The sequence below is a fragment of the Bacillus capparidis genome (assembly GCF_017832095.1).
GTDB lineage: Bacteria > Bacillota > Bacilli > Bacillales > Bacillaceae > Bacillus > Bacillus gobiensis.
Genome location: NZ_JAFDST010000001.1, coordinates 137,501 through 161,314 on the forward strand (window position 1 = coordinate 137,501; position 23,814 = coordinate 161,314).

General features: G+C 39.8%; 32 protein-coding genes and 1 riboswitch. Of the genes, 20 read left to right on the plus strand and 12 right to left on the minus strand.

Features of this window, described 5'->3' with window-relative positions; translation table 11 throughout:
- Window positions 1-29 precede the first annotated feature (29 nt).
- Window positions 30-965, minus strand: a complete 936-nt coding sequence (locus tag JOC74_RS00695) for a DMT family transporter (RefSeq protein WP_053602491.1) — start codon at window positions 963-965, stop codon at window positions 30-32.
- 121 nt (window positions 966-1,086) lie between these two features.
- Between JOC74_RS00695 and JOC74_RS00700 the strand changes: the two genes are divergently transcribed.
- Window positions 1,087-2,427, plus strand: a complete 1,341-nt coding sequence (locus JOC74_RS00700; RefSeq protein ID WP_053602492.1) for an aminotransferase-like domain-containing protein — start codon at window positions 1,087-1,089, stop codon at window positions 2,425-2,427.
- A 120-nt stretch (window positions 2,428-2,547) separates the two neighbouring features.
- Here JOC74_RS00700 and JOC74_RS00705 read toward each other — a convergent pair whose 3' ends face one another.
- Together JOC74_RS00705 and JOC74_RS00710 are read right to left on the minus strand one after the other, a co-directional pair.
- Window positions 2,548-3,357, minus strand: coding sequence for a metallophosphoesterase (locus JOC74_RS00705; RefSeq protein ID WP_053602493.1), 810 nt, complete (start codon window positions 3,355-3,357; stop codon window positions 2,548-2,550).
- A 56-nt stretch (window positions 3,358-3,413) separates the two neighbouring features.
- Window positions 3,414-3,989: a YkoP family protein gene (locus JOC74_RS00710; protein WP_312883760.1), complete on the minus strand. Its 576-nt coding sequence runs from the start codon at window positions 3,987-3,989 to the stop codon at window positions 3,414-3,416.
- A gap of 132 nt (window positions 3,990-4,121) precedes the next feature.
- On the opposite strand from JOC74_RS00710, the gene JOC74_RS00715 reads away from it, so the two are divergent.
- The 3 genes from JOC74_RS00715 (at window position 4,122) to JOC74_RS00725 (ending at window position 7,696) form a co-directional block, all read left to right on the plus strand.
- Window positions 4,122-5,204, plus strand: a complete 1,083-nt coding sequence (locus JOC74_RS00715; protein WP_053602495.1) for an MGDG synthase family glycosyltransferase — start codon at window positions 4,122-4,124, stop codon at window positions 5,202-5,204.
- 164 nt (window positions 5,205-5,368) lie between these two features.
- The gene (locus JOC74_RS00720; protein WP_312883761.1) at window positions 5,369-6,934 is read left to right on the plus strand and encodes an alkaline phosphatase family protein; all 1,566 of its coding nucleotides are present in this window, start codon (window positions 5,369-5,371) and stop codon (window positions 6,932-6,934) included.
- A 33-nt stretch (window positions 6,935-6,967) separates the two neighbouring features.
- On the plus strand, window positions 6,968-7,696 hold the full coding sequence (locus JOC74_RS00725) for an endonuclease/exonuclease/phosphatase family protein (protein WP_053602496.1): 729 nt from the start codon (window positions 6,968-6,970) through the stop codon (window positions 7,694-7,696).
- Here JOC74_RS00725 and prpE read toward each other — a convergent pair.
- Entirely contained in the window at window positions 7,693-8,436 is a 744-nt protein-coding gene (gene prpE / locus JOC74_RS00730; RefSeq protein WP_053602497.1) for a bis(5'-nucleosyl)-tetraphosphatase PrpE, read from the minus strand. The two genes, JOC74_RS00725 and prpE, sit on opposite strands and share 4 nt — an antisense overlap.
- Window positions 8,437-8,605: 169 nt before the next feature.
- On the opposite strand from prpE, the gene JOC74_RS00735 reads away from it, so the two are divergent.
- The 10 genes from JOC74_RS00735 to JOC74_RS00780 all read left to right on the plus strand — a co-directional run bounded on the left by JOC74_RS00735 (window position 8,606) and on the right by JOC74_RS00780 (window position 17,516).
- The gene (locus JOC74_RS00735) at window positions 8,606-10,453 is read left to right on the plus strand and encodes a monovalent cation:proton antiporter family protein (protein WP_053602498.1); all 1,848 of its coding nucleotides are present in this window, start codon (window positions 8,606-8,608) and stop codon (window positions 10,451-10,453) included.
- Between the two features lie 46 nt (window positions 10,454-10,499).
- Window positions 10,500-10,610: riboswitch (TPP riboswitch) on the plus strand.
- Window positions 10,611-10,686: 76 nt separating this feature from the next.
- Complete coding sequence (gene tenA / locus JOC74_RS00740; protein ID WP_053602499.1) at window positions 10,687-11,397, plus strand: thiaminase II; 711 nt, start codon at window positions 10,687-10,689, stop codon at window positions 11,395-11,397.
- On the plus strand, window positions 11,372-11,974 hold the full coding sequence (gene tenI, locus JOC74_RS00745) for a thiazole tautomerase TenI (RefSeq protein WP_053602500.1): 603 nt from the start codon (window positions 11,372-11,374) through the stop codon (window positions 11,972-11,974). Before tenA ends, tenI begins: the two co-directional genes overlap by 26 nt.
- Window positions 11,974-13,083 (plus strand): glycine oxidase ThiO, encoded by a 1,110-nt coding sequence (gene thiO / locus JOC74_RS00750; protein WP_053602501.1) that lies wholly within the window; start codon window positions 11,974-11,976, stop codon window positions 13,081-13,083. The genes tenI and thiO overlap by 1 nt, the downstream gene beginning before the upstream one ends.
- Entirely contained in the window at window positions 13,080-13,283 is a 204-nt protein-coding gene (thiS, locus tag JOC74_RS00755) for a sulfur carrier protein ThiS (protein WP_053602502.1), read from the plus strand. Before thiO ends, thiS begins: the two co-directional genes overlap by 4 nt.
- 5 nt (window positions 13,284-13,288) lie before the next feature.
- On the plus strand, window positions 13,289-14,056 hold the full coding sequence (locus JOC74_RS00760) for a thiazole synthase (RefSeq protein ID WP_053602503.1): 768 nt from the start codon (window positions 13,289-13,291) through the stop codon (window positions 14,054-14,056).
- Window positions 14,053-15,063 (plus strand): ThiF family adenylyltransferase, encoded by a 1,011-nt coding sequence (locus JOC74_RS00765; RefSeq protein ID WP_053602504.1) that lies wholly within the window; start codon window positions 14,053-14,055, stop codon window positions 15,061-15,063. The genes JOC74_RS00760 and JOC74_RS00765 overlap by 4 nt, the downstream gene beginning before the upstream one ends.
- 14 nt (window positions 15,064-15,077) lie before the next feature.
- Window positions 15,078-15,887, plus strand: coding sequence for a bifunctional hydroxymethylpyrimidine kinase/phosphomethylpyrimidine kinase (gene thiD, locus JOC74_RS00770; protein ID WP_225970325.1), 810 nt, complete (start codon window positions 15,078-15,080; stop codon window positions 15,885-15,887).
- Window positions 15,888-16,024: 137 nt separating this feature from the next.
- Window positions 16,025-16,801, plus strand: coding sequence for an enoyl-ACP reductase FabI (gene fabI, locus JOC74_RS00775; protein ID WP_053602506.1), 777 nt, complete (start codon window positions 16,025-16,027; stop codon window positions 16,799-16,801).
- Window positions 16,802-16,973: 172 nt separating this feature from the next.
- The gene (locus JOC74_RS00780) at window positions 16,974-17,516 is read left to right on the plus strand and encodes a CotO family spore coat protein (protein ID WP_053602507.1); all 543 of its coding nucleotides are present in this window, start codon (window positions 16,974-16,976) and stop codon (window positions 17,514-17,516) included.
- Between the two features lie 57 nt (window positions 17,517-17,573).
- Here JOC74_RS00780 and JOC74_RS00785 read toward each other — a convergent pair whose 3' ends face one another.
- From JOC74_RS00785 to JOC74_RS00805, 5 genes are all read right to left on the minus strand, one after another.
- The gene (locus JOC74_RS00785; protein WP_053602508.1) at window positions 17,574-18,026 is read right to left on the minus strand and encodes a CotY/CotZ family spore coat protein; all 453 of its coding nucleotides are present in this window, start codon (window positions 18,024-18,026) and stop codon (window positions 17,574-17,576) included.
- A 142-nt stretch (window positions 18,027-18,168) separates the two neighbouring features.
- The gene (locus JOC74_RS00790) at window positions 18,169-18,654 is read right to left on the minus strand and encodes a CotY/CotZ family spore coat protein (RefSeq protein ID WP_053602509.1); all 486 of its coding nucleotides are present in this window, start codon (window positions 18,652-18,654) and stop codon (window positions 18,169-18,171) included.
- 138 nt (window positions 18,655-18,792) lie between these two features.
- Entirely contained in the window at window positions 18,793-19,254 is a 462-nt protein-coding gene (locus JOC74_RS00795) for a spore coat protein (RefSeq protein WP_053602510.1), read from the minus strand.
- Between the two features lie 91 nt (window positions 19,255-19,345).
- On the minus strand, window positions 19,346-19,633 hold the full coding sequence (locus tag JOC74_RS00800) for a hypothetical protein (RefSeq protein ID WP_053602511.1): 288 nt from the start codon (window positions 19,631-19,633) through the stop codon (window positions 19,346-19,348).
- Window positions 19,634-19,672: 39 nt separating this feature from the next.
- The gene (locus JOC74_RS00805; protein ID WP_053602512.1) at window positions 19,673-20,059 is read right to left on the minus strand and encodes a spore coat protein; all 387 of its coding nucleotides are present in this window, start codon (window positions 20,057-20,059) and stop codon (window positions 19,673-19,675) included.
- A gap of 174 nt (window positions 20,060-20,233) precedes the next feature.
- Here JOC74_RS00805 and JOC74_RS00810 point away from each other — a divergent pair, with 174 nt between their 5' ends.
- Window positions 20,234-20,590 (plus strand): DUF1360 domain-containing protein, encoded by a 357-nt coding sequence (locus JOC74_RS00810; protein WP_053602513.1) that lies wholly within the window; start codon window positions 20,234-20,236, stop codon window positions 20,588-20,590.
- 426 nt (window positions 20,591-21,016) lie between these two features.
- On the opposite strand, the gene JOC74_RS24230 is transcribed toward JOC74_RS00810, so the two are convergent.
- Both JOC74_RS24230 and JOC74_RS23285 read right to left on the minus strand, forming a co-directional pair.
- Window positions 21,017-21,106: a spore coat protein gene (locus tag JOC74_RS24230; RefSeq protein WP_376773317.1), complete on the minus strand. Its 90-nt coding sequence runs from the start codon at window positions 21,104-21,106 to the stop codon at window positions 21,017-21,019.
- Window positions 21,107-21,243: 137 nt separating this feature from the next.
- Window positions 21,244-21,462 (minus strand): spore coat protein, encoded by a 219-nt coding sequence (locus JOC74_RS23285; protein WP_053602514.1) that lies wholly within the window; start codon window positions 21,460-21,462, stop codon window positions 21,244-21,246.
- Between the two features lie 460 nt (window positions 21,463-21,922).
- On the opposite strand from JOC74_RS23285, the gene JOC74_RS23780 reads away from it, so the two are divergent.
- The 5 genes from JOC74_RS23780 (at window position 21,923) to JOC74_RS00835 (ending at window position 23,353) form a co-directional block, all read left to right on the plus strand.
- On the plus strand, window positions 21,923-22,048 hold the full coding sequence (locus JOC74_RS23780; protein ID WP_264080151.1) for a hypothetical protein: 126 nt from the start codon (window positions 21,923-21,925) through the stop codon (window positions 22,046-22,048).
- A 98-nt stretch (window positions 22,049-22,146) separates the two neighbouring features.
- Entirely contained in the window at window positions 22,147-22,365 is a 219-nt protein-coding gene (yjzK, locus tag JOC74_RS00820; protein WP_053602515.1) for a protein YjzK, read from the plus strand.
- Window positions 22,366-22,432: 67 nt separating this feature from the next.
- The gene (locus tag JOC74_RS00825; RefSeq protein WP_148564306.1) at window positions 22,433-22,549 is read left to right on the plus strand and encodes a YjcZ family sporulation protein; all 117 of its coding nucleotides are present in this window, start codon (window positions 22,433-22,435) and stop codon (window positions 22,547-22,549) included.
- A gap of 156 nt (window positions 22,550-22,705) precedes the next feature.
- Entirely contained in the window at window positions 22,706-22,957 is a 252-nt protein-coding gene (spoVIF, locus tag JOC74_RS00830) for a sporulation-specific transcription regulator SpoVIF (RefSeq protein ID WP_053602516.1), read from the plus strand.
- 153 nt (window positions 22,958-23,110) lie between these two features.
- Window positions 23,111-23,353, plus strand: a complete 243-nt coding sequence (locus JOC74_RS00835) for a hypothetical protein (protein WP_053602517.1) — start codon at window positions 23,111-23,113, stop codon at window positions 23,351-23,353.
- A gap of 34 nt (window positions 23,354-23,387) precedes the next feature.
- Here the strand turns inward: JOC74_RS00835 and JOC74_RS00840 are convergent, their stop codons facing one another.
- Window positions 23,388-23,813, minus strand: coding sequence for a GNAT family N-acetyltransferase (locus tag JOC74_RS00840; protein ID WP_053602518.1), 426 nt, complete (start codon window positions 23,811-23,813; stop codon window positions 23,388-23,390).
- Window position 23,814: the final 1 nt, after the last annotated feature.

Consider the following 23,814-nt stretch of genomic DNA (forward strand, 5'->3'; position numbering starts at 1 on the left):
CTCCTTTATCTTTTAAGCTAAAGACGAGGTCACTTTTTTCTAACTCCCCGAGTATGATGCCTAGATTCTCTGCTTCCCAAAAAATTCACACCAACAATTCCAAGAATGATTATGAAAGCACCAATCGCATGATAATAATGAAATGATTCATGCAAAAAGACAATTCCGGCTAGTATTGTAATGAGCGTGGCTAAATTACTAAAAACGCTCATTTGTGAAGCTGGTAATTGTGATAATGCATAATTAGTAAGACACGAAGTACCTAAAGAAGATAAAACACCTAAATATAAAATTCCGATCACAAAATTTAGGTTCATTAAGGGCTGCTCAAATTCATGAACTGTACCATTCATTATATGGTTTGAGAGCGCCAGCCCATTAAATGCAATAAATCCAAACAATGTCATTACATATGTGATGGTGAATAACGAATAACGTTGTGTTAGCTTTCTGGCAAATACATTGTACAGTGAAGCTGTAAGAGCTGATAGAAAGATTAAACTGCTTCCTAGCAGACTTGTATTTTTGTCCCCCGCTCCATTCATGTACATAATATACATTACACCGAGCACCGATAAACTAATCGCTAATTTTTGACCAAGTGTAGATGTTTCTCTTAACAAAAGACTTGCGAAAACTAATGTGAAAATCGGGACTGCCGCTTGTATAATCCCAGCTTCAGATGACGACGTATGCACCAGCCCAAATACTTGAAAAGCAAAAAAAAGTGTCGGATAAAGAATAGCTAGCAAAGCAATCATCAGTACATCCTTTATTTTTACTTTTAAAGATTCTTTTTTTAACAGCAATAACACTGAGGCAGCGATCCATGCGATTGTAAACCGGTGAGCCAATGTATCAAGTGGCGTTGCAGCAGTTAATGCCACTTTGACAAACAAAAATGACAATCCGATAATTATTGAGTAGATTGTTGCAGCGATATACGCTTTTCTTTTTTCAATCATCTAAAGGCATCCTTTCTAAGTTGTATCCGGCCGGTAACACTATCGTAAGAAAAATTAGCAATATGTACGATATGAAAAATACATATCTGTACCGATACAGATGAGATTGAGGTGTAATACTATGCTTAAATATGAATCGATATTTCAGTCACTTCTTCTGCAAATTCAAGCAGGGGATATACCGGCAGGGACAAAATTACCCTCAATTCGAAATTTAACTCAGCGTTATTCTTGTAGTAAAAGCACAATATTAACAGCTCTTAAAAAATTAGAAGAGCAACATATTCTATATTCCATACCAAAAAGCGGATATTATATTGTGGAACATCAGGTCTTTAAAACACCATCAATCACTGACAGTATCGACTTTGCCACATCATCTCCCACATGGCACGCGTTTCCTTATAAAGACTTTCAACATTGCTTGAATAAAGCAATTGATACGTATCAACAAGACTTATTTCGCTACGGCACACCAAAAGGTTTGCCCTCACTGATTACCGAAGCTAAAAAACTCTTAGAATCTTATCAAGTATTCTCGCATTCCGAAAAGATTTTCATCACTTCGGGAGTTCAACAGGCTCTTTCTTTGTTAAGTATTATGCCGTTTCCAAATAATCGTTCCACTATCTTAGTTGAACAACCAAGCTATCATTTATATATGGATATGGTGAGAACATATAGGCTGCCGGCAGTAGGCATTAAGCGTACAGCAAAAGGTATTGATTTAAATCAATTAGAACAAATATTTCATGAAAAGAACATTAAATTTTTTTATACAATGCCACGTTTTCATAATCCTTTAGGGACGTCATACTGCAAAAAAGAAAAAGCGGCTATTTTACAGTTAGCCAACAAGTATGATGTGTATATTATTGAAGATGATTACTTAGCTGATTTTGAATACAATTCGAAAAATGATCCACTTTTTACAGAGGATTTCCACGAGCGTGTCATCTATTTGAAAAGCTTTTCAAAAATTATGTTCCCTGGGTTAAGAATTGGTCTGGCGGTACTTCCAAAAGCTCTCATCAATACCTTTCAACAATTCAAAGTGACTACGGATATCGACAGTTCTATGATTTCTCAAGCTGCATTACATCTCTATTTGAAAAGTGGTATGTATGAACATTATAAAACGAAGGTAAGCAGCATTTATCATTCACGCGCAAAAACCCTTCAGCAATCACTACAGACTCATTTATCTATGTGCGAATCATCATCAGAAATTGTAATGCATAATCACATTGTGCTGCCAAAGCAAGTGAATATGAAATCATTTATTCATCGTTTGCAGGAGAAGGATATATATCTAGATTCAGTTGAAATGAACTATTTAGATGATTTTTACCATGAACGAATTTTGAAGTTGAATGTTTCAAATGTTAATGAACATCGAATTGAGGAAGGTATTAAGGAAATTGCTATCGAATTAAAAAAAACTAAAAACTACTTTTTATAAATGCTTAAACGCTATGTTCGACACACAATCTTTATTTGGGGGGGGGGAAAGTGCTAAAAAAAAGGCAATCAACATATGAGTCATTGCTGAATGTTGATTGCCTAATTAACTGCTATTTATCTATGAAATATTATGAAACGTAATCTCAGGTCTGCTGCCGATTCTGATGTTTACACCGGTTTGTCCTAAGCCTTCGCTAATGTAAAACGGTTTTCCATCATGATAGTGCAGTCCTTTAACCATTTTCATTTTAACCAATTGTCCCATTTTTACGAGATGATAGGGCTTTGGCCAATGAATTTGCCCGCCGTGAAAGTGCCCGGACAACAGATAATCAAAATCTGCGTCCTGCATCTCAAGAACGACATTGGGATCGTGTGTCAGGACAAGGTTGTATCCTTCTTTCATCCCCTGGTAAGAGCCGGCAATACTGCTGCGGCCTGTGCTGTAATCATCGATACCGATAATATTCAACTGCGTGCCATCCACGTCGATTGCAGCGTGTTCATTCTGTAATGTTTTACAGCCGTTTTCTTCTAATGTCTGCTTTAATATATTAAAATTCTTCGAGTTTAACACATAATCATGGTTTCCGAAAACTGCAAAAATACCATATTTCGGGTTGATTTTTTTAAAAACGTGAAGATAAGGAATCAGCTTTTGTATGCTGCGTTTGCGATCAAGAAAGTCGCCCGTTAACGCAATGATATCAACATGTTGTTTTGAGGCAGCAATATACAGCTCACCAGGAGAAATCGAGATATTTTCCATATGAAAATCAGATAAGTGAAGGATGGACAGCGTTCTGCTCGTTCCATTGGCTTTCTTATCTTGTAGTTCTACAGTATTAACAACAACGTTTTTCGTGTTTCTATAAGCCTTATAAAATAAAAAAATAAGTGCTGCTAGAATAATAAATAAAACGTACATTTCATCTCCTCCTACTATAAATTATAGAGCCGGAAGAGATGAAGTCCAAGTGGGAGTTACTGGGATTTTATATCCTCATTTAAATATTTCGAAAGCAAGTTGTTTTTTGACATCATTAAATAAACAAGCTTGTGTTTTTTCATGTCGTAGGAAGCTGTATTCGTCGATAATAAGTAAATTGGAAATAAACTGATTTTTTTAAACCATTTATAAAATTTGTTTTCAGGCTCGAAGCATTCAAACCCTAAATTTTTGATTCCTTTGTTAATCAGTGTAATTCCAATGATCCCTTTAATCATTGACTTATCTTTATGGTTGTTGATGTACATCGCTAAATAGGGCATGGATTGCTTTACTCTTTTATAAATATATCTCCCTTGCATCACTTGATTTTGATTGACCAATGTTTCTCGCAGCAGCCGAACATTATGAAGGTGAACCTTTAATAACATGTCGTTTTTGCATATTTTTGTTCCATCAGGCAAACAAACATCTTTCCCTTTATATTTCGTCAATCTTACGCGAAAGACGGGTTGATATGAATCATTGGATTGAATGCATCTTAACCGGGTAAACAGGTAATAAACTGGATCAATTATACTCCAAATCGATACTAAATAAATTCTAAGCACAATGTTCTTCTCCTTTCAGTGCTCCAGGTCTATATCGATAGGATGATTTTTTTTTTCGTTTTTAAAAGTGGGAATCAAAGGAATAATTACGTATCCGATAACCTCATAATAAGCAAAAAAGGTTGATTTCGGATGAAAAAAGTTTTGTTGTTGCCATTTTTGCAAATTTCATCGGGGCATCATCAAGTAGCAGATGCTTTAGCTGAATATATTTATCGGCTCGATCAGACGATTTCGTGCAAAAAAATTGATATTTTGCATTACACCTATGGCAGAGGCGAACGATTGATATCAAATCTATACTTATATGCCATCCAAAGAATTCCTCGATTTTACAGCTGGTTATACAAAACAAATGCCTATAAAACCGCTGCACGCGATAAAACTTATTATTTTTATGAGATGCTCTTTTTGCGCAGCATGAAAGAGCTGGTGGAAAGAGAAAAACCTGATCTCATTATATGCAGTCACTCTTTGCCTTCCTATTTATTGAATCTGCTTAAAAAAAAGAACGTGCTAAACGTTCCTGTTATCAATGCTTATACGGATTTTTTTATTAATAACGTATGGGGCATCCAGTCGATCGATCACCATTTTGTTCCGAGTTTGGATTGCAAACAGATTTTAGAAAAACTCGGAGTGAAACCGGAAAAAATCACGGTTTCCGGTATTCCGATTCATCCGGAAATATCCATTGCGAAGAAGGAAAATGAGAAACCGACTTACAATGTACTTATCGCAGGGGGCAGTCTTGGTGTCGGTCCCATTGAAAAACTTCTGAAGCAGAAGAATCATAAAATCAATTTTTTTGTTTTATGCGGGAAAAACATTCAATTGTATAACAAAATCAAGCAATTAAAGAGTGAGCTTATTACACCTGTTCGTTACATACAAGATAGAAACGAAATGAATGATTTGTACGATCAAATGGATCTCATCCTGACTAAACCGGGAGGCATTACGATCAGCGAGTGTTTACGCAAACAAATTCCTGTCTTTCTTTATTACGGGCTTCCCGGTCAGGAAGAAATAAACAAAGCATATTTAGAAAGCAATGGGCTCGTCATCAAGCTAAACGATGGAGACCAACTTGAAGAAACTATCTTGAAATTTTTGGAGGATGAGAAGGAGAGGGAAGAGCATCTGAAAAGAGTAACTGCCCATATTCATACATTTGAGGATTTCACAAGTGTGATTCAAAGCTATTTACTATAAAGAGAATAATGTTAACTTTTGTCAATGGTAGTAATTGATTAAGACATTGGCGAGAGAAGTTCTCCAATCAGACTTCTAACGACTACTGCGGGATAAATTCAAAAAAAGGTCACATACTATTTGGTATGAATGTACAAAAAATTGGGTTAAGCAGGTGGGGCGTTTTGAAAATAGCCATAGTCGTAATTTTACTTATTCTCGTCTTATTCATTATTTACTTAAGTTCACAGCAACAAAAGGTACAATCTCAATTAACTATTCCATATGCTTCGCCTCAGAAAAAGGTCATTCTAATTATTGTCGATTCTTTAATGAATGAGCCTCTGCAAAAGGCAATTACAGAAGATAAGGCGCCCGCAATGAAATATTTAATCAATAATGGAAGGTATTATCCGAAAGTGGTGAGCAGCTACCCTACGATGTCTGTCACAATCGACAGCACCCTTTTAACCGGAACATATTCTGATCAACATAAGGTACCTGCACTTGTTTGGTATGATGAAAAAGAAAAGCGTTTCATCAGCTATGGAAGCGACAAAAAAGAAATTCTTAAATTAGGTCCGAAGCAAGTGCTGCAAAACAGTTTGTCTCAGTTAAATGAAAAGCAATTGAGCGATCAAGTGAAAACGATTCATGAAGAATTGGATGAGAATGGTCTCCAGTCTGCTTCAATTAATGCCCTCATATTTCGCGGCAATCGATCACATAAGCTGCAGGTACCGAGGCTGATGCAGTTTTTCCGATTCTTGAAGAAAGATGCTCCAATTAAAGGAGCTACCTATTTTTCATACGGGCTTCTTTCAAAAATAAATCCAGAGAATACACATACTCATTTGTGGAACGGCTTCGGGTTTAATGACAAATTTGCGACAGAAGAAATGAAATATTTAATTGAAAAAGACAGAGTCCCTTCCTTTTCACTCGTGTATTTTTCAGATAATGATAAAAAGGTCCACAAAAAAGGAGTGAATGAAACAAAAGGAATTGAAGAGGCTGATAAAAAGCTGCAAAGCCTATTCAATTCCTACGGATCGTGGGAGGAAGCATTAAAAGATAACATATGGATGGTAATGGGGGACAGCGGCCAGACACATATTAAAGGCGAGAAAGAAGCAGCGTTGATCGATTTAAGAAAGCTGTTGAATGGCTACAAGATATACAGGATTAACAAGCCAATCCAGAAGGATGACCAAATCGTCCTTGGATTAAATGAACGAATGTCTTTTATCTACACTCTTGATAATACAATCAAACACGAGTCGCTAGCTCGGCAGCTTCAATCCGATGATCGCATCGATACCATCGCTTGGAGAGAAGGGAATACGGTGAACGTAATATCCGGAACACGGGAAGAAGAACTTTCCTTCCGGTCAAACGGAAAGTATACTGACACTTTTGGACAAAGCTGGGACATTGAAGGAGATCCTCAAGCGTTAGATCTTTCTATAAACAAGGATGGCTTAATTTCTTACGGAGATTACCCCGACGCTCTTGCCAGGCTTTATAGTTCGTTTTATTCACACACAGGAAGCTATATTATCGCAAACACAAAGCCCGGCTATGAATTTATTGGAGAAGGATCACCGACACATGTTGGTGGAGCGAGCCACGGTTCATTGCATGAAGAGGACAGTTTTTTTCCGATCATTGTATCGGGAACGGATCTCGAACCGGAACACTTGCGAATGGTTGATGTAAAGGAATGGATCATGCGCATGCTAAAGGGGTAGCTAGTCACATGGGAAAGAAAGGGAAAGATATTGTTGGACATCAAAGTAATGACGTTTAATATCCATCACGGAAAAGGCATGGATAAGAAAGTCGATTTAAATAGAATTGCAAAAATAATTTCTGGAAGCAAAGCGGATGTCATCGGAGTCAATGAAGTCGATGTGAATTTTTCCAAGCGCAGCAATCATGCCGACCAGATCAGGCATATTGCCGAGTTTCTTAACTTTAATTACGTATACAGCCCTTCTATCGAAAGGACGTGCAAAAAAACTGGATTGCTTCAACAGTTCGGGAATGGACTGCTCTCACGGTATCCGATCCTAGCGGAAAACCATCACTTCTTTAATGTGAGAAAAGGGCTGTCAGAAGGAAGGTCGCTGCTTAAAGCAACAGTCGAAATAAACAATCGCTTGATAAATTTTTATGTCACACATCTTAGCTTGAACACGTACCTTCATAAAAAACAAACCGAGTTTATTGTGAAAAAAACAAAAGAAAGCAAACATCCGGTCATTATCCTGGGGGATTGGAATATGAGTCCTCATACCAAGCGGTGGAAACGGATGACATCGGAATACACCGATGCTTGGGCCGCGTCGGGAAAAAGTATGGGGTATACGTTTCCTTCAGCGAGGCCAAGAAAACGATTGGATTATATCTTTGTCGGAAACCAGCTACAGGTCGTAGATGCCGCTGTTGTTTGGAACAATCCGGAAGCTTCGGATCATTTGCCGATAGTTACGACCTTAGCTTTTAATTAATCGTATACATGGAATCTTGTCTCATCGAGCGGCATGCTGCTTGGAACGGATATCGTCGTTTGTTCAGGGTACCGAAAGGCAGTAAGCTTGTTCCCAAATACACAGCCAGTATCGATATTAATCGTCCGACCGAATATTCTTGGTTCCTTTACGGGAGTATGTCCGTAGACAATCCATGGCTTTCCCTGATATTGCTTTGCCCAGTCTTTTCTTACGGGTCTGCCATCAGGAAGAGTTTCTCCAGTCACATCGCCATACAGGACAAATCCCTTTAGTTTTTTTGATTTGTTCTGCCCGATGAGTTTTTCCTTTATTCCCGCATGGGCAACGATCAGTTTTCCCTCGTCCAATTCAAGATATAACGGGGCGGATTCATAGAGGGAGATAAAAGCTTGTTTTATTTGATCCTGCTTTTTTTCGGAGCTTTTCTCGAGTTCCGCTACTGTAGTTTCTAAGCCGTGCTTTATCTTTACAGGGTTTCCGTGAAAGTATCGGTACAGCTTATCGCAATGATTGCCAGGTACGTAATAGGCGCGATCCTCTTTTACGGCTTTTGCTACCCATTCGATTACTTTTAGAGAATGGGGGCCGCGGTCTGTCAGATCGCCTAAAAAAACCGGTTTTCTGTTTTCAGGATGGTACGGGGCACCTGAAGCGGGTTGTTCATAACCCAAATTTCCCAGCAGTTCGATTAATTCATCGTAGCATCCGTGAACATCTCCTATTACGTCATAACTCATGTGAAAATCCCTCCCTGTTTTCTTTACTACTATTTTACCCGAGAATTTATGAAAAATTTGAGCGTTATTTCTTTTCAATCGAATTGAACCCTGTTAAAATGTGTTTTTCTAAGGAAAGTCAACGATAATAATATTGTAGGCTTTCAAGTCCAATTAAAGGAGGGGAACCATGGAGCATCATTCTCTTACATCACTCGTTATAGTGATTGTCATCGCATTTATAACACCTATTCTTATGAATCGTTTAAAATTAACGATCTTGCCTGTGGTTGTGGCAGAAATCTTAATGGGTCTTATCATAGGAAAAAGCGGACTGAATCTTGTCATGGAAAATGACATGTGGCTGGAAACGTTGTCTACCCTGGGATTTATATTCCTAATGTTTCTGAGCGGATTAGAAATTGATTTTTCTTCTTTCAGAAATGGGAAGAATAAAAAGAAACAGGATGGACAAAGTGAACCGAACACGTTTACTGTTTCTTCCATCGTTTTCTTAGGGATTTTTGCCTTATCCCTTCTTCTATCCTATCTATTTGTCTGGATGGGCTTTATCAATCAAGCGTTTTTAATGACGATCATTATCTCTACGATTTCACTTGGAGTCGTCGTGCCGACATTAAAAGAAGAACGAATCATGAACTCAAGTTTTGGCCAAATCATTTTATTAGTTGCCGTTATTGCGGATCTTGTTACTATGGTTCTGCTTGCCATTTTTGCGTCCGTTTATGAAGAAGGCAATAGCAACATGTGGCTGCTTCTTATATTGTTTGCTGCCGGTGTCATTCTTTACTTTTTTGGAAGAGGATTTAAAAATCGCAGGTTTGTTGAAACGATGTCTAAAGGTACGATACAAATTGGAACGAGAGCAGTATTTACGCTGATTATCGTCCTGGTTGCCTTGTCAGAAACAGTTGGTGCGGAAAACATTTTGGGTGCTTTTTTAGCAGGCGTCTTAGTTTCCCTATTATCCCCGAATAAAGAAATGGTTGAACAACTCGACTCGTTCGGCTATGGATTTTTGATTCCGATCTTCTTTGTTATGGTCGGGGCGAAACTAGATCTTTGGTCGCTTTTTCAAAATCCGAAAATACTAGCTCTTATCCCGCTGTTATTTATTGCATTATTAATCAGCAAGCTGCTTCCTGTCATGCTTTTAAAGAAATGGTTTGGAACGAGGCAGGCGCTTGCTGCAGGGTTTCTTTTAACATCAACCTTGTCGCTGGTGATTGCAGCAGCAACGATCGGAGAACGGCTAGGGCTGATTGACAGCCAAATGTCAGGCGCGCTAATATTAGTCGCCGTCATTACGAGTATCATCACACCAATTGGGTTTAAGAAACTTTATATAAAAAAATCCGCAAAAGAGCAGAAACGAAAGATTGCTTTTATCGGTGCCACTCAAATGACATTGCCGGTTACGCTGGAACTAAATCCTGATCGGTATGAAGTTCGAGTGTATCATGTGTACCCGGAAAATGCGGAAGAGAAAATTTCTGACTCTGTTTTCGATATTCACCGCTTACCCGACTACAAGGAATCGACACTTCGAGATCATTCTATATATGAAGCAGATATCATAGTTGTTGCTACAGGAGATGAAAGTCTCAATAGCCAAATTGCTTCTTTTGCAAAGGAAAATGGTGTAAATCGTGTCATTGCCAGCACCGGCTTTCTTTCTGAGGTAAATGAACTAACTGACAAAGGCATTGAACCCTTTTCTATTCCATTATCCGGGCAAATGCTGTTAAAGGCGTATATTGAAGCGCCTGAAATTTTGAATGTGCTAAGCGGTAAGGATGCATCCTTGGCTCAAATTAATATGAAGAATAAATCTTATGATGGAGTGATGCTGAGGAACTTTCCGTTTAAAGGCGATCTCGTTTTTGTAAGAATTTTTCGAGGGTCTGACAGCATCATTCCGCACGGAGACACTGTATTAAAAACAAATGACAGGCTGATTATTTCCGGCTCGCGAAATTATATAAATGATTTAAGGAGCCAATTAGAAGTCTATTAGTACAAAAACTGTTTAATTTGTGATAAGATATAGGTAAAACTTATAGTTAAACCACTAGGGGAGTCCTTGTTTAAGGGCTGAGATGAAAGTGAGACTTTCGGACCCTTATGTACCTGAACAGGTTCAGACCTGCGTAGGGAAGTGGCGAGGCATTTGCCATCTACTTTATCTATGCAAATACCAAACCACTTTTCTTCGGAAAAGTGGTTTTTCTATTTTTAGGGGGAAAACGAATGAAATTTTCGGAACATTGCAGAAAGAACGCCGCAGAGTGGTGGGAGGGCAGCTTCATCCACCCATTTGTAACAGGGATTGGTGAAGGGACGCTGCCTCTAGATAAGTTTAAATATTACGTTCTCCAAGATTCCTACTATTTAACTCATTTTGCCAAGGTCCAATCATTGGCGGCGGCCTATGCTGACAGCCTGTATGTCACGAGCCGGATGGCTGACCATGCAAAAGGAACCTACGAAGCTGAACTTGCCCTTCATCGGAAATTTACTGAGCTATTAAAGATCAGCGATGAAGAATTGGACGCTTTTCAGCCGTCACCAACGGCTTACTCCTATACCTCTCACATGTACCGTTCTTCAATGGGAGGGAATTTCGGCGAGATTTTAGCAGCCCTGCTGCCTTGTTACTGGCTCTATTATGATGTCGGTGAGCATCTGAAGGAATGTACGCCTGATAATCCAATCTATCAAGAATGGATTGCAACCTATGGCGGAGATTGGTTCAAATCACTTGTTGAAGAACAAATTGAGCGCTTTGACGAGTGGGCCGAGAAAAGCACAGAAGAAGTGAGACAGCGAATGAAGCAAAACTTTGTAACGTCATGCTACTATGAATACAAATTTTGGGATATGGCGAATAAAAAAGAAAATTGGTCCGTTACTGAGTCTAAAGAGGTGGAACAGGGTGCAGATTCACTTAATTACCGATGACCGCCATACGATAGACCAATTGATTCAAAAGGTATCCGATTTGCAAGATTCGATCGATTACTTACACATTCGCGAAAAAACGAAGAGTGCAAAAGATGTGGCGAACTTAGTGAAACAGCTGATAAATTCCGGATTTGACAGAAGTCAGCTGGTTATCAACGACCGGGTTGATGCGGCTGTGCTCGCTGGAGTCAATCAAGTACAGCTTCCATCACATAGCTTTGATGTGAAGGAAGTAAAAGCTAAATTCCCCTATTTAACTGCCGGCGTTTCAGTCCATTCTGTTGAAGAAGCAATTCAAGCCGAAAAAGACGGCGCCGATTATTGCCTGTTCGGTCATATCTATCCGACAGGGAGCAAATCCTTTGCACCAGGCAGAGGAACAGAAGCATTGCAGGAGGTTGTAAACGCCGTAGCTATTCCAGTCATCAGCATCGGCGGAATAACGGGAGAAAAAATCGCTGAGCTAAAAAAAATAAAACCGGCAGGAATTGCGGTGATGTCCGCTATACTTTCAGCTGATCATCCGCGACGAGCAGCAGAGTCATTTGTACAACTGCTAAAGGAGGAACAGTAATGGCAACGCATTACGATGCAGCGATTATCGGAGGGGGCATTATCGGCTTATCTACTGCCTATCATCTTGCGAAAAAAAACGTCAAGGTTGCCCTGTTTGAAAGCGGAAAAGTTGGAAAAAAAGCATCTCAGGCTGCCGCCGGAATGCTTGGTGCCCATGCAGAGCTGGAAAAGCCAGGTGTATTCTTTGATTTCGCAAGAGCCAGCCAGAGCAGGTACCCGACTTTGGCAGAGGAAGTAAAGGAAATCAGCGGAATTGATATGAACCTGAAGACTGGAGGAATCTTAAAGCTAGCTTACTCCAAGGAAGATATAGAAAGTGGAAATCAAATGAATAGACTCGATTCTGTCGTTTGGAAAAGCAAGGAAGAGGCACTTGCCATGGAGCCTTCTATCAGCGAAAGTATTCTCGGTGCGAGCTTTATCGAAGATGATATTCAAGTAGAGCCAACGAAAGTTTGCAAGGCTTTCGCAAAATCAGCAAGGCTTCTTGGGGCAGATATTTATGAATATACGCCAATTACCGCGATTGATACGGATTCTGCAGCTATTACAATAAAATCGCAAAATGAAACATTTTCAGCGGATCAATTGATCGTTGCCTCCGGAGTTTGGAGCGGGCATTTCTTTCAGCAGCTCGGACTTGAGAAAAAGCTGTATCCTGTCAAAGGAGAATGCCTTTCAGTTTGGAATGAGGATATTGCGCTTGAAAGAACGCTCTATCATGAACATTGCTACATCGTACCGCGAAAAAACGGGCGGCTTGTTATCGGAGCGACGATGAAGCCTGGCGATTGGGATGAAGAGCCAACCTTAGGAGGAATTGGAGCCGTCATGAAAAAAGCTGCCTCCATGCTTCCAGCTGTCACACGGATGAAAATAGACACCTTTTGGGCAGGACTGAGACCCGAGACAGAGGACAGTACACCATATATCGGAAAGCATCCGAATGACAATCGAATCCTATTTGCAGCAGGGCATTACAGAAACGGAATTTTGCTTGCACCGGCAACGGGGAGCATGATTTCTGACCTCGTTCTCGGCAAGAAGGTGAATCAAGAGTGGGAAGATGCCTTTGCGATTAAGGACAAGGAGAGACAGGTCATATGATGATTCAATTAAACGGACGAAAAATAACAGTTGACAATGGCATTACAACGGTTCAGAAGCTTTTAGAAGCCTATCAATTAGATAACCGAATCGTCATCGTTGAAAAAAACAAAGAAATCATTGACAAATCAAACTATACAGATGAACAGCTTCAGGAAAATGACGTTGTCGAGCTCGTTCATTTTGTAGGTGGAGGGTAAAAAAAATGTTAAAAATCGCTGATAAAGTATTTCAATCCAGATTATTTCTCGGTACCGGAAAATACCCTGATTTCGAGACCCAAAGAGAAGCAGTCGAAGTCTCTGAGGCTGAAATTTTAACCTTTGCCGTGCGGCGAATGAATATCTTTGAAGAATCGCAGCCGAATTTTTTAGAAGCGCTAGATTTATCAAAGTATACGTTATTGCCTAATACAGCTGGGGCGAAAACAGCAGAAGAAGCCGTAAGAATCGCGAAGCTATCAAAGGCTTCGGGATTGTGTGACATGATTAAAGTTGAGGTAATTGGTTGTGACAGAACTTTGCTGCCGGATCCGGTAGAAACCTTAAAAGCGTCAGAAATGCTGCTGGAGGAAGGATTTATTGTACTGCCATACACGTCTGACGATGTGGTTCTTGCCAAGCGACTCGAGGATTTGGGAGTTCATGCAATCATGCCGGGTGCTTCTCCGATTGGATCAGGAAAAGGCATTGTCAATCCAATGAATCTCTCATTTATTATTGAACAATCGAATGTACCGGTTATCGTTGATGCTGGTATTGGCTCTCCAAAGGATGCTGCCTATGCAATGGAGCTAGGCGCAGATGGTATTCTCCTAAATACAGCGGTGTCAAATGCAAACGATCCAGTCAAAATGTCGCTTGCGATGAAATTGGCTGTTGAAGCCGGACGTATGGGCTTTGAAGCTGGAAGAATTCCAGAAAAAAATTACGGAATTGCCAGCAGTCCGCTTGAAGGAATGGTAGGATCTTGACAAATAAATATTCCAGGCAAACATTATTTGGCCCGATCGGCGAGGAAGGACAGAAAAAATTTGCAGATGCTCACGTTGTAATTATCGGCGGTGGAGCTCTGGGAAGCTCCTCAGCAGAGATGCTCGCCCGGTCCGGCATAGGCAAAATAACGATAGTAGACAGAGATTATGTTGATGAAAGCAATCTCCAGCGTCAGCAGCTTTACACAGAATCAGATGTGCAGGAAAAGCTGCCGAAAGCTGTCGCGGCAGAAAAACGTTTGCGGCAAATTAACAGCGACATTCAAGTAACAGGCATTGTAGCTGATATTACCGCTGAGAATATCTTCAGTTTCATTGCAGGTTCCTCGGTCATTATTGACGGTACCGATAATTTTGAAACAAGGCTGATCGTAAATGATGCCGCAGTTAAAGAAGGGATTCCTTTTGTGTTTGGAGCTTGTGTTGCGAGCTACGGTCTTTCCTATACGATCATTCCCGGACAGACGCCTTGCCTGAATTGTTTAATCGGCCATCTTCCGGCAGATGGCATGACGTGTGACACAGTTGGGGTCATCAGCCCGATTGTTCAGCAGGTGGCTGTCTGGCAGGTAACAGAGGTTTTTAAGCTACTAGCCGGTCAGCATACGGGTTCTGTCTTGCGAACTGCTGATATTTGGAAGGGCGAGCATTCTGAGGTAAGGGTAGATGCCTTAAAACATTCTGCGTGTCCTACCTGTGCCGAACGGAGCTATCCGTTTTTATCTTATGAAAATCAGACAAAAGCAGCCGTTCTATGCGGCAGAAATACGGTTCAGATCAGAAGCAATACGAAGAAAAAAATGGAGTTAAAGCTTATTTATGAACGTTTGGGAAAAGCAGGTGTAAAGGTAAAAGGGAATCCTTACCTGGTTTCGTTCGAAGCTGATGGCTGCCAACTGGTTCTGTTCCAGGATGGACGGGCGTTAGTGCATGGAGTAAAAGACATTGCCAGAGCACGGACGATCTACAGCAAATGGATAGGGTAAAAGGAGATGGATCTATGTTTAAAGCATTAACAATTGCGGGGTCTGATTCCGGCGGAGGAGCGGGAATTCAAGCGGATATAAAAACATTTCAGGAATTGGGAGTCTACGGAATGTCCGCTCTGACTGCGATTACGGCGCAAAATACTCTTGGGGTTCACGGGGTCTATCCCGTTTCGGCACAAGCACTTGCAGAACAAATGGATGCCGTTGCTCGAGATTTAAAGCCGGACGCTCTAAAAACAGGCATGCTGTTCAATGCAGAAATCATTGCATTAACAGCTGCAAAAATAAAGGAGCACGAACTGACAAAGCTTGTGATTGATCCCGTCATGATCGCAAAGGGAGGGGCGTCTCTTCTTGAAAAAGAGGCCGTTTCTGCATTAATAGAAGAGCTTGTACCCTTGGCATTTGTGATAACGCCAAATATTCCTGAAGCTGAAAGCTTAACCTCGATTGAAATCAACTCTGAGGATGACCGGAAGCGAGCTGCAGAAAAATTGCATCAATTCGGGGCCAAGAACGTCATCATCAAAGGAGGGCACCAGCCGGATAGCGACAAAGTAATCGACCTTTTATTTGACGGCAAGGAATTTTTGACGCTCTCCAATCCGTTTATTGATACCCGCCACACTCATGGAACCGGCTGCACATTCTCTGCAGCATTAACAGCGGAAATCGCAAAAGGAAAAGGCGTTTACGAAGCCTTTCAAACAGCTGCCCGCTTCGTTCATGAAGCAATAAAAAACGGAATTAACATCGGTGAAGGTCATGGTCCGACCAATCACTTTGCTTACAAATTGTCGAAAAATCAACTCATTAATTAGCGAATAGTTTTCGTTGACAATACCTCTGAAATGGAGGTATTTTTTTGTTATAGCAACTCCCCTGTCAATCAAATGAATTCTGTGGTACTATTGTGATCAGGTACTAGAAACACGTCATAAACAGGAGGCTTATACATATGAATTTATCATTAAAAGGCCGTAACATCGTCGTTATGGGAGTGGCCAATAAACGAAGCATTGCATGGGGAATCGCCCGTTCATTGCATGAGGCAGGCGCGAGACTAATTTTTACTTATGCCGGAGAACGCCTTGAAAAATCAGTGCGCGACTTGGTGGATTCACTGGACCGAAAGGACAGCATCATCCTTCCGTGTGATGTAACCGATGATCAAGAGGTGGAGAGCTGCTTCGAAAAAATAAAAGAAGAGGTTCAGGTAATTCACGGGATTGCCCATTGTATCGCGTTTGCCAACAAGGAAGACCTTGCCGGAGAATATTTAAACACGACAAGGGACGGATTTTTATTGGCGCACAATATCAGCTCTTACTCATTAACGGCTGTTGCAAAAGCGGCTAGAGGAATCATGACTGAAGGCGGCAGCATTGTCACGCTAACGTATCTTGGGGGAGAACGGGTCGTTTCAAACTATAACGTCATGGGAGTGGCCAAAGCGTCACTTGATGCAAGCGTAAAGTACTTAGCAAGCGATTTGGGTAAGGAAGGAATTCGCGTGAATAGCATATCTGCTGGCCCGATTCGTACATTGTCTGCGAAAGGAATTAGCGACTTCAACTCCATATTGAAAGAAATTGAAGAATCCGCTCCGCTCAGACGAACAACAACACCGGAAGAAGTAGGAGATACGGCATCGTTTTTATTCAGTGACTTGGCTCGAGGAATCACTGGTGAAAACATTCATGTTGATTCCGGCTACCATATCATTGCAAGATAATACAGAGAGTAACCTCACCATTCAGATGTACGGATGGCGGGTTACTCTTTTTTAATTCTTGAATTGTGGCGCAAATTCTATTGCCTGTTCAAACGGGATAAAAAACCTTCTTCTGATTTCTTTTTTGCAATCATATAATGCACTAATGATCGATTTCGGAGGGATAATTGATATGACATTAAATAATAATGATTCGGATAAAAAACCGTTGATGTACATTGTTCAGCCAGAATATGCGGAAGTGAAAGCACCGATGCAGCATTTTGTAAAGAAAAAAAAGAAAAAAGCAGAGCCGGAAAAACCTGAAAAAAACTTCGAAGATCAAGTACAAGAGAATGAAACTGCAAGCGAAGAAGAAAATGAACAGCTTCAGACCGAAGAGGAAATAGCAGAAGATACCTCCTCAGTGGAAGTGCCGGATGAAAAGCTTTCTGGAGGGGTATTAAGTGAAACGGCAGGAGAGCAGAGGAACGAAGGAAAAAGGTCGAGAAAGCCGTTAAATCATATGAATATCGAGGAAAGGCTAGAGTTTCTTACGAGGCTGCCAAATAACATACCGAAAGCCCTCTGTATGATAGAAACTGAGGAGAAAACATACAGGGGAATTATCCTTGAAAAAAAGGATGGGGTTGTACTCATTAAAACGTCAGCAAGCGGTGATCCAGAAAGGATTCAAATCGAAAGCATAAAATCGATTCATCCGCTCGGTTTTTAATTGATACAATAAATCCAATTAGGCGAAAGAAAGCAAAAAGTCCCATCTAAGGGACTTTTAGCAGCGATTCAATAATCTAGGGTTCAAGCACTCAATGGCACAGAAGCATTCTAGGTCAACTTCGATACAAAAGTCTGTTTTTTCTAATCTGAACACATCACAGACTTCATTTTTGTGATGGTCTTTACCTGTAAAATCAAGGACTTTTCTCTTTTCATCAAAGGCAATCAGCAGGCGCAGAGTAGCACAGCAGCCTCTAATATTTTCTACACGGAAGAATACCGTACTGAAGCAAGGACCGGCATTTAATTCTCCGACATTGCCGAATGCGGTAAATGGTTTTGATTTTTTTGTGAATAATATAAAAGGAATGGTGTCTCCCAATGTAGCTGTTGGCGACAGCAGGTTGCTAAAACAGCTGGTGGGACATTCTTCTTCAACAGCATTTTGGAGATCATTGATATTTTCAACAGCTTCGCAAACACAGCTGAAATCTTTTTTTCGGGTCATTTTATCCCTCCTATCAAGCCTATTTACACGAATTAATTTTAAAGGAGCTGCCGAGAGACGGCAGCCTGCATGAACTCTTATTGCAACGATCAGAAGCGGGAAAGGGGATTTCTCATTCTATCGCAGCATTTCGTGTTCAAGCCTATCCGTGATGTTTTTTATCTCTCGCAGGCAAAACCCGGTCTACAAGTTCAGGTGACAGACATTGAATAGCACAGAAGCAAGTTAAATCTACTTCGATACAAAAATCTGTTTTTTCTAGACCGAAAAAGTCAGGATCGCATGGATGAACAACACTTACGGTATCTCCGTTCACGTCAACTGGTCGTAAAATAGAAAGTGTCGCACAGCAATCCTTCAAGTGTTCTACACGAAAGAAGATTGATTCAAAGCATTGAGTGTCATCGTTAAAACCACCAACGTTCCCAAAAGATGAAAACAATCCGCCTTTTTTATCAAATAATAGGAATGGAATAGTATCTCTGCCGGAAACTGTAGTCGGACTTAGCAGGTTACTGAAGCAGCTTGTTGGGCAATTGTCTTCTACTGCTTCTTGCTCTGCCAATATTTGTTCAACCGCATCGCACACGCAGTTTTCAGAATGGCCATGGTTCTTTCCGCAGCTCATGGTTTCAGCTCCTTCATAAAAGGGTATTTGACTTTAGTCTTTAACAACATATGTACACGTAACGATGTTGGTGTGGGCAAACGTCTATGTATACTAGAGAAATAAGAAAAGCAGAGCGTTTTTTGCTCTGCTTTTGTGTTAAAGAATATCTAGAGAAACAACTAGAGCCACCAAAATTTGGACTAGAAGCTGGATAGAAAGTGCAACATCTGTGTCTGTAGTTGTTACGTGAACGTCACGTGAGTTTTCGATGACAAGTTTTTGGCGGTTCGATTGTTTAATTGCTGAAGCTTGAAGAAGTTCGGTTGAAATTTGCTCCGCCCTTGCGCTGTCAGCAATCGTAATGTTGATAACGAGGGCGATAGCTACTTGAATAGCTACTTGGAGAGAAACAGCGACTTGTGTTTCGGTTGTTTGAACGTCGATGTCACATGAATCTTTAATAACGATTACTTCTGAAGAAAGCTGAGCGATTTTGCTTAATTGATCTGCTTCTGTTTCAACAATGGAATCATCAGAGCATGCGTTTCTTTCACTTGCAACTGTTGGGTGACGGTCGGATCGATCCAACGCAACCCAGCTGTACGGTTTTGAATCCATATATATTCCTCCTTCCATTTACTTTTATTAAATGTAAATAAGAGAGATTTTGTATAAGACATTTATCTTGATGAAATCACCTATTTTTTAGTTATTTGTCTTTTCTTCTGCGAATAATTTCTCTTAATGTTGTGTTTTTAGGAGCTTCCTGTACTTCCTCGGCTTCAGTTTTTTCTTGTTTCTGCTGCTTCTGCTTTTCAATAAATTCGTTGACTTGGGATTGCAGATCCTCTACGATTTGGCGGATTTGCTGCTTCTCGGCTGAAGACAGCTTACGCTTATCATCTTCTGCAACATTGTTTTTCTTAAAAACATTTGAAACAAACAGCTGCATTAGAGAATCAGAAACATTTGGTGCATCTTTTGGATCATTAGACATGTTATCACCTCTTTAATGTGGGATTAAAAGAGAAAGGGATCAAAGAATATCTACTGTTGCGAGTATTGATAACAAAATCTTAAGCATAAATTGGAGGGTTACAGCAATGTCAACCGAGCTGACTGTAACTGTTACATGAGATGAATTTTCAATATATATGACCTTCATTTTTCTGTTTAGCCACTTCATATTTGATGAAATCTGATTTCTAACGGAATCTGCTTTGTCACTGTCGGCAATGGTAAGCTGGATAACTAGTGCGATGATCGCTTGAACGGCAGCTTGAAGGGACAGCGCAATTTTGTTATTTGTTGAGTTTATCGTGATTGCTTCTGAACCGACGATATATATCGTTTCTTCTGCATCGCTCGTAAGTTCGGCAATTAATTGGCTATAGAGAACTTCTGCATTTTCTACAATTGACATATCTTCACTCCCTTCTCTCTATATCATTAGTAAATGCAGGTCACAAGCATAGTGGAATAAGAAAAACATCCAATCACCCGCCCAAATTAATCGGACAAGTTTCGGCTCATGATTCTTAGGCAATGCGCATACATTGGAAAGGAGAGAGATATTAAAAGGAAGTGCGATCATTTGATGATGGAAAGCTGGCTGGAACTGATGATTTATTCTTTTGCAGTTTTTCGACTGACAAGGCTGATCGTATCTGACACGATCACTTCATCCTTTAGGAGCATTTTTCATGAAGAAGTAGAAGAAGTTGATGAAGAAGGTCATAAGGAAACCTATTTGCTTATAAAGGGTAATGGTGTGAAGGCATGGTTTGGTGAGTTAATTAGCTGTTATTGGTGTACTGGCATATGGAGTGCGGGAATCCTGCTTTTTGTAAATTACTTGTTACCCGGACTTGGGGAATGGCTGATGGCGATTCTTGCCCTTGCAGGGATTGCAGCTCTATTAGAAACGATTATTAGAAAATTATTGGAAGATTGAGACAGATGTCCAGAAACAAATGTAGTTCGATTCATATAATATGCTATAAAAAAGGGAAGGAAATATTATGAATGAAAAGCAAATGCCTTCCCGCATTTTCTAAAGAAGTATTTTCATAAATATTAATCTATAAAAACACCGTTAATGAAAAGCGGCTTTAGTCTGCTGCAAAACAAAAATCATGTTTAATATCCATTTTTTATAAATTCTCCGAAAGCTTTTTTAGCTACATAAAAAATGTATTTGGAGAACAGTTAATAAATTGATTTAATCGTTATACCGGCAGCGTAACTCTACATGAAAAAATTACATTCTGACAAAATGCAGCTCAAATTAGCAGTCGTACGAAGAAATTTGCCTATTAGACAGAACAATGGTTGATTTCGCAAGAAAAAAATCCGCCAATTTTAGTTTTTTCAGTAAACCTTATTTAATATCTATAGAAGCGACTAGAGCCACCAAGATTTGGACAAGATGTTGGATGGAAAGTGCCACGTCTGTATCTGTAGTTGTCACGCTAACGTCGCGAGATTTTTCGATGACGAGTTTTTGTCGATTTGCTTGTTTAATAGACGAGGCCTGAAAAAGTTCGGTTGAAATTTGCTCTGCTCTTTTACTGTCAGCAATTGTAAGGTTAATAACGAGGGCAATCGCTATTTGTAAAGCTGCTTGCAGAAAATCAGCTTCTTGTGTTTAGTTGTTTGAACGTCAATGTCCAAAGAATCTTTAATAACAATTACTTCTGAAGAAAGTTGAGCGATTTTACTTAGTTGATCTGCCTCTGTATTAACATCATCTCTTTTGTCACTAAAATTATTTGGATGACGGTCAGAGCAATCAAATGCAACCCGGTTGTATGGTGTTGAATTCATATCTATTATTCCTCCTTCCGTTTACATTTATTAAATGTAACATGAATGATTTTGTATAACGAATTCACCTATTTTTAAATATTTGACTGTATTTCTGCCTAAAAATCCTCTTAGCACTGCATCTTCACAGCCTAATTTCCTTAAGTCTAAGGTTTCAGATCCTTAAACTCCGCCTCAGTTACAGCTCATGTTTCTTAAAGAAGGCGCATACATTGGAATGGAGTTCTAAGTATAGGAATTACGGTCAATTGAGGGTGGAAATATGAATATTTTTGGATGTTTATTCTTTTTTCACGAAGAAGCTCTTATAAAAAGCAGATGCAATACTTTCACTTGCAGGTATTGTTGATCTATTAGAAACAATTACTAGAAAATTGCTGAATGTTAAGTCAGATGTCCAGAAACTTATGAATTATGATTCATATAATATGTTATCTGAAAAGAAAGGAAGGAAAACACAATGAACCAAATGCATAAGCCTTCCCCTCGTATACAAAAGCAGGTCTCTCAAAACTATCAATCTACGTTGAAAAAACCGATAAAAAAAAGCGGCTGCGGCTGCAAAAAGAAAAAATATTCGAACTAAAGAAGCCGGCTGATGTCGGTTTTTTTCTCTTTATTTTAAAGCCTCTTCCCAAATTCTTGCGGGCTGCATATTAATGCAGTGGAAGGGAGGAGCATCCGTTGAACAGCTTTGAAAAAATGATTGAATCGATTTACCGGCAGCATAATTATGACATTAGCAAGCATGAGAAAATAATAATTAAAAATGAACGAGCATTTGATAAGTTCCAGATATCAGCTGATAATTTTGATCGGGAAATGGATAAATTTGACAGTCAGACCGAACAATGGTTGATTGCGCAAGGAAAAAAATCTGACTCATTTGGGATTTTCATGTGAACCTATGCATTTATCCAAACAAAATACATTCATCTTCATACAGTATGAGAAAGGGAGGTGAATGCACATGGGCTACGGATACGGCGGATATGGCTACGGAGGTGGCTATGGCGGTTCGGGGTTTGTTCTAGTGGTTGTTTTGTTCATTCTTTTGATTATCGTAGGCGCTTCTTTTTATAGTTAATCAATCGAAAGGACGAATGAAAGGTGCGGTCGATTAAAACCGTACCTTTTTTTGTTTGATTCAGCGGATTAGAAAATAGGGGAGTTTATGAACCAAGCACAAAATTGTTTTTTCTTCATACAATATCCTATCACTCCCATAAAAGGAGGCAGTTAAATGGACAATCAATTTTTCAAAAATGTTGAAAAGAAAACGGGCGTCAATATGAAAGATGTATTGGAGCTTGCCAATTCATTGCAGCATGCGAATTTTAAAGATGAAAAGACGGTAAGAGGCGTAATCCAACGGGTAGCCCAAATGGCTAATCGAAAAGTTCCAAAAGAAATGGAAGATAAAATCGTCCAATCGATTACTAGCGGAAAAGAAAAGCTTGATTTTGGAACGATCAGCAAAATGATGAAAAAATAAAGATATTACAATTCTACTGCAGAGTGAAACAGATATGTTTCACTCTGCTTTTTTTTAAAAGGTAACACTGTTCATTATATGGAATAGATAATTGTGAGTTTAAAATGAAAATGAAAGGGGAAAGGACATCACAATGGGAAGGAGGCGTATGAAATGATTTATGCTCCGCACGTTCAGCTTGACCAATACATACAATACGCGAGCAGGATGAACCGAAAAAGCAATTATGCCCAAGTCTCAAAAGTGAAGAGCATCCAAGGGGAACTCGTTTACCGTGAGCTGGAAAAAAACACCCCAAAAAGCTATCAGCCAAATTGGGGTGGAAATCGTAAACGCCGTCAGAACAATTTTTATTCTGAGAATGGAAAAGGCAGGTACTTTCAAGAATATGTTTAAACCTTAAAAAACAACCTTTTCACACAATGGTTTTTTACAGTTTTTCCTTTATCATTTTAACGTGCGGGATTCCTGCAGCCAAAAACTCTCCAGATACAGTTTTATAGCCTTGAGCTTCGTAGAAGACAGCTGCTTGGACTTGAGAATATAACAGAAAAGAAGATGCCCCAAGCTTAGCCGCCGCTTCTTCGAGAGCATTCACAATCTGTTTTCCGCAACCTTTGGATCGGTAGGATTTTAATACACAAATGCGTTCGAGCTTTCCCATACCTTCGAATAATCGAGTTCTCCCGGCAGCAACCGGCTTCTCTCCATCATACAATACAACGTGGACAGAGGTCTCATCAAGTTCATCCATCTCGATTTCCGGAGATACTTTCTGTTCGTTAATAAATACTTCATTTCTTATAGATAAAGCATCTTTCCGTTGTTGATCAGTTTCTGCAATTGTTGCTATCAAT